Annotated in this window: 6 protein-coding genes; 3 read left to right on the top strand and 3 right to left on the bottom strand. The window is 70.2% G+C overall.

Features of this window, described 5'->3' with window-relative positions; all coding sequences use genetic code 11:
* Positions 1–475: 475 nt before the first annotated feature.
* Positions 476–1,819 (bottom strand): type I glutamate--ammonia ligase, encoded by a 1,344-nt coding sequence (glnA, locus tag GEV28_RS28360; RefSeq protein ID WP_291415429.1) that lies wholly within the window; start codon positions 1,817–1,819, stop codon positions 476–478.
* 23 nt (positions 1,820–1,842) lie between these two features.
* A complete protein-coding gene (locus tag GEV28_RS28355) occupies positions 1,843–3,132 on the bottom strand; it encodes an MFS transporter (protein ID WP_291415435.1) in 1,290 nt (429 codons plus the stop codon).
* 80 nt (positions 3,133–3,212) lie between these two features.
* Between GEV28_RS28355 and GEV28_RS28350 the strand changes: the two genes are divergently transcribed.
* From GEV28_RS28350 to GEV28_RS28340, 3 genes are read left to right on the top strand one after another with little or no spacing between them, the layout of a single operon-like run.
* Positions 3,213–4,178: a GlxA family transcriptional regulator gene (locus GEV28_RS28350; RefSeq protein ID WP_291415427.1), complete on the top strand. Its 966-nt coding sequence runs from the start codon at positions 3,213–3,215 to the stop codon at positions 4,176–4,178.
* Positions 4,179–4,213: 35 nt separating this feature from the next.
* Entirely contained in the window at positions 4,214–4,915 is a 702-nt protein-coding gene (locus GEV28_RS28345; protein WP_291415426.1) for an LppX_LprAFG lipoprotein, read from the top strand.
* A gap of 1 nt (position 4,916) precedes the next feature.
* Complete coding sequence (locus GEV28_RS28340) at positions 4,917–6,431, top strand: MFS transporter (RefSeq protein ID WP_291415424.1); 1,515 nt, start codon at positions 4,917–4,919, stop codon at positions 6,429–6,431.
* Positions 6,432–6,604: 173 nt separating this feature from the next.
* On the opposite strand, the gene GEV28_RS28335 is transcribed toward GEV28_RS28340, so the two are convergent.
* Entirely contained in the window at positions 6,605–8,158 is a 1,554-nt protein-coding gene (locus tag GEV28_RS28335) for an alpha/beta hydrolase (RefSeq protein WP_291415433.1), read from the bottom strand.
* Positions 8,159–8,284 lie beyond the last annotated feature (126 nt).

Below are 8,284 nucleotides of genomic sequence, written 5' to 3'. Positions count from 1 at the left end.
TGAGCCAGGATCAAACTCTCCAATAATGCTCAGAAGAGAATCCAAACCCCAGCAAATACACCCAAACCAATAAAGGCCAGGCACAAGCTCACTAGCATATTGAATCGGCACACTGTTGAGTTCTCAAACAACACACGCACATCCATCATGGACCGCAATGACGCGGACCAATCAAGAGACGCCAGTTGGTTTACTGCTTTGGGTGGATCCGTCACTCCCTGCTTGGGAGACCGTAACGGTCCCGCTTGGGAGGAGAACCGGATCCCTGCGCCGCAACACTTTATCTGGTCCGATCCGCGATGTCAAATCGCTTGGCCCAGCTCGCTGCCAGCCACTGAAGTGTATCACTGGCTTGCGGTTCGCTTCGTCCGGGTCTGGCTCGCTACTTCCGGGCCCGTCCGCCGCGCTGTGCGACGAGAGAAAAGTTAGCGACTAGCCCAGAGTAAAGTCAAATCGGCTGGTCAGCGGCCTGCTCTCACAAGATCGGGAGCAGCGTGCGGAGCTCGTAGGGCGTCACCGACCGTCGGTAGGCGTCCCACTCGCTGCGCTTGTTGCGGAGGAAGAAGTCGAACACGTGCTCGCCGAGCGTCTCCGCGAGCAGTTCCGAGCCCTCCATCTCCGCGAGCGCCTCGCCAAGGTTCTGCGGCAGGTGCGCGTATCCCGCGGCGCGCCGCTCGGCGTCGGTCAGCGACCACACGTCGTCCTCGGCGGCCGGCGGCAGTTCGTAGCCCTCCTGCACGCCCTTGAGCCCGGCGGCCAGGATCACGGCGTACGCCAGGTACGGGTTACAGGCCGAGTCCAGGCTCCGGATCTCCACCCGACGGGAGGACGCCTTACCCGGTGAGTACATGGGCACGCGCACCAGGGCGGACCGGTTCGCGTGACCCCAGCACACCGCCGACGGGGCCTCGCCCCCCACGATCAGGCGTTTGTAGGAGTTGACCCACTGGTTGGTGACCGCGGAGATCTCCCTGGCGTGCTTGAGCAGCCCGGCGACGAACGCCTTGCCGGTCGCGGACAGCTCGAAGGGGTCCTCGCTGTCGTAGAACGCGTTCCGGTCGCCCTCGAACAGGCTTACGTGCGTGTGCATGCCCGAGCCCGGTTGGTTGGAGAACGGCTTGGGCATGAACGAGGCGCGCACGCCCTGGGTGATCGCGACCTCCTTGACCACGTACCGGAAGGTCATCACGTTGTCGGCCATGGTCAGCGCGTCGGCGTAGCGCAGGTCGATCTCCTGCTGGCCGGGGGCGCCCTCGTGGTGGCTGAACTCCACCGAGATGCCCATCGCCTCGAGCGTCTCGATGGCATGCCGGCGGAAGTGCGTCGCGGTCGCGTGGCTCGCCTGGTCGAAGTACCCGCCGTTGTCCGCGGGAACCGGCTCGCGACCGTCCTCGAACAGCTCGGAGAGCAGGAAGAACTCGATCTCGGGATGCACGTAGCAGGTGAACCCGGACTCGCTCGCCTTGGCCAGCGTGCGGCGCAGCACGTGCCGCGGGTCGGCCCACGACGGCGAGCCGTCGGGCATGGCGATGTCGCAGAACATCCGGGCCGCGTAGGCGTGGCCTTCCGGGTTCTCCCACGGCAGGACCTGGAACGTCGCCGGGTCGGGGCGCGCGACCATGTCCGACTCGTAGACCCTGGCGAAGCCCTCGATCGCGGAGCCGTCGAAGCCGATGCCCTCGGCGAACGCGCCCTCGAGCTCGGCGGGTGCGACCGCCACCGACTTGAGGAAACCGAGCACGTCGGTGAACCAGAGCCGCACGAAGCGGATGTCCCGCTCCTCGAGAGTGCGAAGGACGAACTCCTGCTGACGATCCATATCGGCAGCCTAGGTAGACCGTGTTAACGCCGTGTTTCGGCCAGAAGGGGATCCCGGATCGGGCTGATGGAGAGCGAGAGCAACGCGGCCACCACACAGAGCCCGCCGGCGAAGAACCAGGCCAGGTCGTAGCTCCCGCGCAGGTCCCGGATGGCGCCCGCGCCGACCGCGGCGAGCGCGGCGCCGACCTGGTGGGAGGCGAAGACCCAGCCGAACACCACCGGCCCCGCGTCGCCGAACCGGTTGCGGCACAGCGCCACCGTCGGCGGCACGGTCGCGATCCAGTCCAGGCCGTAGAAGATGATGAACACCCACATGCTCGGCTCGGTGTCCGGCGCGAGCAGCGACGGCAGGATCAGCAGCGACATGCCGCGCAGCGTGTAGTAGCCGCCGAGCAGCAGCCGCGGGTCCATCCGGTCGGTGAGCCAGCCGGAGAAGATCGTGCCGGCCACGTCGAAGATGCCGATCAGCGCGAGCAGTGACGCGGCCATGGTGTGCGGCATGCCGTGGTCGTGCGCGGCGGTGACGAAGTGGGTGCCGACCAGGCCGTTCGTGGACGCGCCACAGATCGCGAAACCGGCCGCGAGCAGCCAGAACGTCCTGGTCCCCGCGGCGTCCTTGAGCGTGCGCAGCGCGCGGGCCGCGCTGCTGCCGGTGACCGTGACGGGCGCGGTGGCCCTGGTGGCACCCAGCGCCGTGGTGCCGACGTCGCTCGGGTGGTCGCGGAGCAGCGTCAGCACGAGCGGAACGACGACCAGCGCCGCGCCGGCCACCACCAACGCCGGCGTGCGCCAGCCGTGCGCGGTGGCGAGCGCGGCGACCAGCGGCAGGAAGACGAGCTGACCGGTGGCGCCCGCGGCGGTGAGGACGCCGCTGACCAGGCCGCGGTGGCGGACGAACCAACGGCCGGTGACGGTGGCGACGAACGCCATCGACATCGAGCCGGTGCCCACGCCGACCAGCACGCCCCAGCACAGCAGCAGCTGCCAGCTCGCGGTCATGAAGACGGTGAGCCCGCTGCCGGCGGCGACCAGGACCAGCGCGCCGGCGACCACGCGGCGCATGCCGAGCCGGTCCATGAGCGCCGCGGCGAACGGCGAGATCAGCCCGAACAGCACGAGGTTGACCGACACCGCGGCCGAGATGGTGGCCCGTGACCAGCCGAACTCCTCGTGCAGCGGGTCGATCAGCACGCTCGGTACCGCGCGGAACCCGGCCGCGCCGATGAGCGTGACGAACGACACCCCCGCGACCAGCCACGCCCAATGCAGCCGCCGGCCCTGCCGCAGGCCACGCTCTTCTCCCTGTGCCACCTGTGTCACCCGGACAGCGTCACCGACAGGGGACTTCGACGACGAGTGGCCAGATTGCCAATATGTGTAAGAATCTGGCCATGACCGCACCGCACCGGATCGCCGTGCTCGCGCTGGACACCGTGATCGGCTACGACATGGTCATTCCGCCCACCATCTTCGGCGAGGCCACCGACAACGACGGCGACCCGCTCTACGACGTGCGCGTCTGCGGGCTCGACACATCACCCGTCCGGGTACTCGCCGGGTACACGATCGTGCCCGACTTCGGCGCGGAGATCCTGGCCGAGTCGGACACGGTGATCGTCCCGGGCACCCGGCTCAGGGGCCCGCGCTCCGACGGCACCCTCCCCGACCGGGTGGCCGAGGCGTTCGCCACGATCCCGTCGCACGCTCGGGTGATGTCGATCTGCACCGGCGCGTTCGTGCTCGGCGCCGCCGGCATGCTCGACGGCCGGCCCGCGACCACGCACTGGGCGCACGCGGACCGGTTCCGCGAGCTGTACCCGAACGTGTTGCTCGACGAGGACGTGCTGTTCGTCGACGACGGCGACGTGCTGACCTCGGCCGGGCTCGGTGCCGGCGTCGACCTGTGCCTGCACGTGCTGCGTGCCGACCACGGCAGCGAGGTCGCCAACCGGGCGGCCCGCTACTGCGTGGTCCCGCCGTGGCGGGAGGGCGGTCAGTCGCAGTTCATCGACCGGCACGTGCCCGATGGCGGCGCCGACGGCACCGCACCGACCAGGGCCTGGGCGCTGCGCCACCTGGACACCCCGCTGGACCTCGCATCGCTCGCCGAGCACGCGCGGATGAGCGTGCGGACGTTCTCCCGGAAGTTCCGCGCGGAGACCGGCCAGGCCCCCGGCGGCTGGCTGCTGCTGCAGCGGGTGCGGCACGCGATGCACCTGCTGGAGTCGACGGACCTGCCGGTGGACGCGGTCGCCGCGAAGGCCGGCCTCGGCACCGGGGCGTCGCTGCGCCAGCACATGCGGGCCGCGCACGGTGTCTCGCCGCTGGCCTACCGGAAAACGTTTCGGGCAAGCTGAGCCGCTCTCAGCCCCACGGCTCTACGATGCCCCGCATGGTCATGCGCCGGATCCTGGTCGCCTCCCTCGCGCTCGTCGCCGCGGTCTCCACCGCGTGCTCGGACGACGGCGGTGAGGACAGCTCGCTTCCCGGCGGCGGGGAGCTGATGAGCGACGCCGCGGCGGCGACGGCGAAGATCACGAGCGCGCACTTCACCCTCACCGTGAACGGCGAGGTGCCGGGGCTGAACGTGCAGAGCGCCGAAGGCGACCTGACCCGCGAGGGCGGCGGCGCCGGCGCGGCGAAGGGCACGGTGAAGATGACGCTGATGGGCAACCTGATCGAGGGCGAGTTCGTGATCGTCGACGACAAGGCCTACATCCAGGGCCTGACCGGCGACGGCTTCCAGGAGCTGGACGCGTCGCTGGTCGCCAACCTGTACGACCCGGCGGCGATCCTGGACCCGGAGCGCGGCATCGCGAACGTCCTCAAAGAGGTGCGGGACCCGAGGACGGAGGCCACCGAGGAGGTCGACGGCGTGGACACCTACCGGGTCAAGGGGCGCGCGGCCAAGGACGTCATCGCCGACCTGGTGCCGGGGGTGAGCTCCGATGTGGACATCACGTTCTGGCTGCGCAAGGACGGCGACCACCAGCCGGTGAAGGCAAGCGTGGCGGTGCCCGTCGACGGTGACCCGACGGTGGACGTCACGCTGTCCGATGTGGACAAGCCGGTCGAGATCACCGCGCCCGACTGACATGACCGCCACCGAGACCGCCGCGCCGGCCGGGCGCGGGCGGGCCGTCGCCATCGGGGCGGGCGGGCTGGCGGTGCTGCTCGGCGCGCTGGACACCTACGTGGTGGTCAGCGTGCTCCGCCAGATCATCGACGACCTGCAGATCCCGGTGAACCGGCTGGAGCGGGTCACGCCGATCGTGACCGGGTACTTGCTGGGGTACGTGGCCGCGATGCCGCTGCTGGGACAGGCGTCGGACCGGTTCGGCCGCAAGACCCTCCTGCAGGTGTGCCTGGCCGCGTTCCTGGTCGGCTCGGTGGTGACCGCGCTTTCCGGGGATCTGTTCCTGCTGGTCACCGGTCGGGTGATCCAGGGCGCGGCCAGTGGCGCGCTGCTACCGGTGACGATGGCGCTGGTGGCCGACCTGTGGGCGGTGCACCGGCGGTCGGCGGTGCTCGGCGCGGTGGGGGCGGCCCAGGAGCTCGGTTCGGTGCTGGGGCCGCTGTACGGGATCGCGATCGCCGCGGTGGCCGGGTGGCGCGGGGTGTTCTGGGTGAACGTGCCGCTCGCTGTGCTGGCAATGGTGGCGGTGCATTTCACCGTCCCTGCCCGACGTGCCGCGGTTCGCTCGTCCGTGGACGTCGTGGGTGCCGTGTTGCTCGCGGTGATGCTGGCGTTGGCGGTGATCGGGTTGTACAACCCGTCGCCGCGGGACCAGGTCTTGCCACCGTGGGGGCTGCCGCTGCTTGGGGCCGCCGCGTTGACGCTGGTCGCGTTCGTGGTGTGGGAGCGGCGGGCGCGGACCCGGCTGATCGACCCGCGCGGGGTCTCGATGGGACCGTTCTTCGCCGTGCTGGGCGCGAGCCTGATGGCGGGCGCGGCGCTGATGGTGACGCTGGTGAACGTCGACCTGTTCGCGCAGAGCCTGCTCGGGCGGGACGACCAGGGCAGCGTGCTGCTGCTGGTGCGGTTCCTGGTGGCGCTGCCGGTGGGTGCCCTGCTCGGCGGGTGGCTCGCGGGCCGGTTCGGCGACCGGTGGCCGGCCTGTGCCGGTCTGCTCGTCGCGGCCGCCGGGTTCCTGCTGATCTCGGGCTGGCCGGTGGACGTGCTGGCCGCCCGGCACGACCTCGGTTTCGTGTCCCTCCCCCGGCTCGACGTCGACCTGGTCGTCACCGGGCTCGGGCTCGGGGTGGTGATCGCCCCGCTGTCGTCGGCCGCGCTGCGGGTGGTGCCGGCCGAGCAGCACGGCGTGGCGTCGGCGGGCGTGGTGGTGGCCCGGATGACGGGGATGCTGGTCGGGGTGGCGGCGCTGGCGGCGTGGGGGCTGCACCGGTTCCACACGCTGACCGCCGACCTGGCCACGCCGTTCCCGTTCGGGAAGCCACCCGAGGAGGTCGAGCGGGAGCTGGCCGCCTACCGGGACGCGGTGAACTCGGCGCTGCTGACCCAGTACACCGAGATCTTCTTCATCACGTCATTCGTGTGTGTGTTCGGCGCGGTGCTGGCGCTGTTCGTGGGCGGCCGCCGGTCGTCCTGACCTGGCCTTTTCACAAGTTGTCCACAATGCGCGAAGTTGTCCACAGGCAGGCGCCACCGCGCCGCCTTCGCCCGGGTTCGTCGATAACGTGGTTCCAGAGACGCCGCCGTCGGCTTCTCGAGGTTCCGCGCAGTCATGCGCGGGTCGTTGTTTGTCAGCTGAATAGCACGCGGTCAGGGCTTGCAGCGGGTGTTCTCGGCGGGGAGCTTTCCGTCGACCAGGTACGTGGCGCCCGCGTCGTCCACGCAGGAGTTGCCCTGCAGGAACACCGTGTGCTGGGTCGCCTCGTAGGTGAGCAGGCCACCCTTCAGCGACTTCGCCAGCGACACGCCCGCCTGGTACGGGGTCGCCGGGTCGCCCGTCGTCGAGATCACCAGGACCGGGGCCAGTCCCTCCACCTTCGGCAGGTGCGGGGAGCTCGTCGGCGGCACGGGCCAGAACGCGCAGGCGTCACGCGCCGAGCCCGGCGGGTTGCCGTCGTCCAGGAACGGCGCCGCCTCCTTGTACCGCTCGTTCAGCTCACGGATCGCGGCGGGGTCCGTCACCCGGGTGTCGTCGACGCAGTGGATGGCCGTGAACGCGTCCTGCGTGGTCGTGTACTCGCCGTCCGTGCCGCGCTCGAGGTACAGGTCGGCCAGGGACATCAGCGTCGCGCCTTGCTGTTGGCGCAGCTCGTTCAGCCCGGTGTTCAGGTGTTCCCACAGCTGCTGGGAGTACAGCGCCTGGATCACCCCGGTCGTCGCGTCCTCAAAGGACAGCGGGCGGCCGCCGACGTCGACCGGGTGTTCGGCCAGCGGCCGGATCAGCTCCTGGAACCGGCCCAGCGCCGCGTCGGCGTCGCGGCCGAGCGCGCAGTCCTTCCGATCGACGCACCACGCGACGAAGTCGTCGAACGCCTTCTGGAAGCCGGCTCCCTGGGCGACCGCGGAGTCGGTGGCGCTCTGGGTCGGGTCGACCGCCCCGTCGAGCACGAGCGCGCGCACGTTCTTCGGGAACGCCTCCGCGTACGCCGCGCCGATCCGGGTGCCGTAGGAGTAGCCGACATAGGTGAGCTTGTCGTCACCGAGCGCCGAGCGCAGCACGTCCATGTCCTTGACGACGTCACGGGTGCCGATGTTCGCGAGCATCTCGTTGCCGTGCTCGGTCCGCTCGCCGCACTTGGCCGCGTAGTCCTCGGCCTGCTGCTCGGTCTTCGTGGTCCCGGTCGGCGAGGTGTCGAGCTCGCTGTCGTCCGCGCGGTCCTCGTCGGTCTCCTGGTCGGTGAGGCACTCGACGTCCGGCTCGCTCGACCCGACGCCGCGCGGGTCGAAGCCGACGAAGTCGAACCGTTGCGCGAGCGAAGAGTTCTCCGAGCTCACCGCGGCGGCGGTGGACAGGCCGGCCACACCGGGCCCACCCGGGTTGACCAACAGCGATCCGATCCGGTCCTTGTTCGACGAGGCCGGCTTGCGCAGGACGCCGATCTTGATGGTGTCGCCGTCGGGCTTCGCGTAGTCCAGCGGCACGGTCAGGTGGGTGCACTGCACGGCGGGGTCGGCGAGCGCCTCGCCGTCGTACTCGCCGGTGGCGTAGTCGGAGCAGCCTTCCCAGGTCAGGCGCTGTGCGTAGAACGTGTCCAGACCCGCCGGCACCGTCCCCGCCGGCCCGAGGCTCTCCTCGAACGGGAGGCTGGGCGCGGACGAGCCGTCGATCACCGACGTGCACCCGCTCGCCAGTGCGACGAGCATGATGGCGGCGCCGACCCGGCGCGATCTGGTCACGGCCCGATACTGCCATCGGGGTGTGAATAGGCTGTGGGGTTGGTCAGGACCGCCGATGGTCCCAGGAACCACCACCGGCGGTTCACCGTTACC

Origin of the sequence: Actinophytocola sp. (assembly GCF_009379765.1) — a bacterium.
GTDB lineage: Bacteria > Actinomycetota > Actinomycetes > Mycobacteriales > Pseudonocardiaceae > Actinophytocola.
Note: the sequence above shows the minus strand (reverse complement) of the source record. Positions and strands in the feature narration are given on the sequence as shown.

Bases quoted from the DNA above. Each gene is read 5' to 3' on its own strand.
- glnA (WP_291415429.1), bottom strand. From the start codon at position 1,819: ATGGATCGTCAGCAGGAGTTCGTCCTTCGCACTCTCGAGGAGCGGGAC.
- GEV28_RS28350 (WP_291415427.1), top strand. From the start codon at position 3,213: ATGACCGCACCGCACCGGATCGCCGTGCTCGCGCTGGACACCGTGATC.
- GEV28_RS28345 (WP_291415426.1), top strand. From the start codon at position 4,214: ATGGTCATGCGCCGGATCCTGGTCGCCTCCCTCGCGCTCGTCGCCGCG.
- GEV28_RS28340 (WP_291415424.1), top strand. From the start codon at position 4,917: ATGACCGCCACCGAGACCGCCGCGCCGGCCGGGCGCGGGCGGGCCGTC.
- GEV28_RS28335 (WP_291415433.1), bottom strand. From the start codon at position 8,158: ATGCTCGTCGCACTGGCGAGCGGGTGCACGTCGGTGATCGACGGCTCG.